This window comes from Xanthomonas melonis (genome assembly GCF_020783655.1).
Classification (GTDB): Bacteria; Pseudomonadota; Gammaproteobacteria; order Xanthomonadales; family Xanthomonadaceae; genus Xanthomonas; species Xanthomonas melonis.
In genome coordinates this window covers 1-2,017 of sequence record NZ_JAJGQH010000032.1, presented here as the reverse complement: position 1 = coordinate 2,017, position 2,017 = coordinate 1, and the positions used below count along the sequence as shown (strand labels likewise).

At 58.8% G+C, this 2,017-nt stretch carries 1 protein-coding gene and 1 pseudogene; both read left to right on the top strand.

Going from position 1 to position 2,017, the window contains the following annotated elements:
- Window positions 1-214 precede the first annotated feature (214 nt).
- Window positions 215-868 carry an imm11 family protein gene (locus LL964_RS20020; RefSeq protein WP_104588971.1) on the top strand — a complete coding sequence of 218 codons (654 nt, stop codon included), beginning with the start codon at window positions 215-217 and terminating at the stop codon, window positions 866-868.
- A gap of 322 nt (window positions 869-1,190) precedes the next feature.
- Window positions 1,191-2,017, top strand: a pseudogene (locus LL964_RS20015) (hypothetical protein); the annotation flags it as partial.

The following is a 2,017-nucleotide window of genomic DNA, read 5'->3' as shown; positions in this document are numbered from 1 at the left end:
CTGGCGACTCAACGCACGCGCGAGGCGGAGGGACTCGTGGGCGATGGCGCGATGCAGTTGCAGCGCGGCCCGGGCGGAAGCTTCGGCGCCGATAGTCCGATTGCGCATTTGCAACGCAGTGTCACAACATACAAATCGCGTATGCTTGTAGCTCCCGCTTGCTGAAAGCGGAAGTTGCGTTTCGGTTATATGCAGGGTTGATCGGAGAACACCCATGAACCAGTCACATCAAGCGCAAGCTATACATCCGAACGCACCCAGGAAAGGTGAGTTTTACATTCTCAGGCCCGACATGCGTGGCGGCGGGCGCGGGCCTGGGGTAAAGCTTGAGAATGAAGATGCGGTGCCGTTTTCCATTGCCTACAGCCTGCCGGGGGAAGACGCGGGGCTAGCTGCATTGAAGGAAGTCCCCCGCCTGCGCTATGACAGCCACATAGGCGATATGCCTAATGATCTTGAGAGTGGTTTGAAGGACTACTGGCTGGTCTCCGAACCGCTAAAGCAACTACTCGAAGCTGCGGACCCGGAAGGATTTGCCTTTGCGCTATGCGACTTCCGATTGGAAGACGGTACGCCCGGGGCGCCGCACTATCTGTGTGAGGTGGTACGGATTATTGACGCCATCGACGAAGAAGCATCCAACGTCAAGATATTGACCGGGTATCGGAATGGCAAATATTACGACATCATGGGCGGTGCCGATTTTGCTTTCAAGAAAGACGTGACCGGGGCCGTACATGTGTTCCGAACACCTTATACGGCAGATGCCTTTTGCGACCGGTTCTTGCGCGACACTTTGATTGCGCAGGGATTTGGTAAGTGGCCCAGAACACGTGGAGTCTGGTTGATAGACGCTTTCGGTTGCTGAGCGATGAATCTTCGACATCTTGATGGAGTCAAGGCAGATGCCTTCCGATAACGTCATCCTTCAAAGTCATCACGTCATCGAAAAAAGTATCTTTCTTCGGAATCGGCTGCTGAACAAGCTGATTGAGCATGACTTGATCGACAAGGATGCATCAGCCAATCGTCTGTATCTGCCAGTAGATGGCAAGCTGGCCGATGAAATAGAAACTTCTCCACACCGAGGGCGCACGCGCAGCTCCTACACAAAGGGAATTGTCGGTTATCTTGAAAGAGTTCTTAACTCCCCAGACGGTAACGCCGCCATGCGCAACGACGCCGCTGCATTGAAGCGCGTCGCCGGCCAGGTCCACGACCTGCAGGATACCCTCAAAGTCGCCTTGATCAATGGCGATATGTTCGCAACGACCCCGGATCGCCTGACCAAGGCCGAGGCCAACGCGCGAAACCGCAGCACCCTCTCAGAGTATGAGCAATACCGTACCGCCCATGCCGACCAGCTGAAGACGCTGCGCGCCATGAGCGATGTCGAATCCGAATGGGCCGCGATCACCCACTCCGAGCAACGGATCGCAAACGTGATCGGCGACGCACGCATGACGAGGAAAAATCTTGTCGCTGTCCCGGATGAACGCGATGCCGTCGTCCGCGAGATCGCCGGTCGCGAGGAATTGCGCATGGCGATCGCGCACGCCGAAGAGGCCGGGCGAATAAGGTTATCCGAGTCCAACGCGGCCCTGGTCCAGCAGGTGCTGGATGACACGCCGACAACCATCGGCGGTGCTGCGCGCAGTATTCGCCAAGGCGCAGGTGCCGCACTGCATCCGCTGTACACACCGGTATCTCAACGCGGCTTCGCCACTGCCGAGCTGTTGGCAGGCGATCTATCGGCCGGCCAGGCGTTACGCAGCGCCGGCCTGTTCGCCACGGCCGCCGACACGGTGATGACCGGCCAGCGCGCCACACGCTTGCTTGGCCAGGACAACCCGCTGGCTGCGCAATCGGAGTTGGCGCACTTCGCCGGCCGCAATGTCGGTGGCTGGGCTGGCGGTACGGCTGCTGCCTACGCGCTGGGCAGCTCGGGCGCGGGGCCGATGGTGTTGATCGCAGCCGATGCCTACTTCATGACCAAGGCCGGCGAAAAAGCCGCCGA